Consider the following 274-nt stretch of genomic DNA (forward strand, 5'->3'; position numbering starts at 1 on the left):
TTTACGTTGGCGAATCCCACGCGGTTGTTCTCCATGTCGAACTCTGTGTAGTAGCGACCGATGAACACGTCCCCGAGTATCCACAGCGGCCCCTTGGGACTGTCGATGCCCATGAAGCCCGACAGACAGATGGACTTGCCGAACTGGCTCACACGCACTACATCGTCAGTTCCGTTCAGAGAAAATGATTTTCCTCCCAAAACAAAATTAATCTGAGGCAGCCTTGCGATGAGAGCGCAATCAACCACATACTGGCCACCCATGATGGGAGTGG

The 274-nt window shown here is 52.9% G+C and carries 1 protein-coding gene; it reads right to left on the reverse strand.

Features of this window, described 5'->3' with window-relative positions; translation table 11 throughout:
- Nucleotides 1-274, reverse strand: a 274-nt coding sequence (locus P2081_RS20885; protein WP_278924704.1) for a pepsin-like aspartyl protease, incomplete at both ends; no start/stop codon positions are given.

Source organism: Pseudophaeobacter profundi, assembly GCF_029697505.1.
Classification (GTDB): Bacteria; Pseudomonadota; Alphaproteobacteria; order Rhodobacterales; family Rhodobacteraceae; genus Pseudophaeobacter; species Pseudophaeobacter profundi.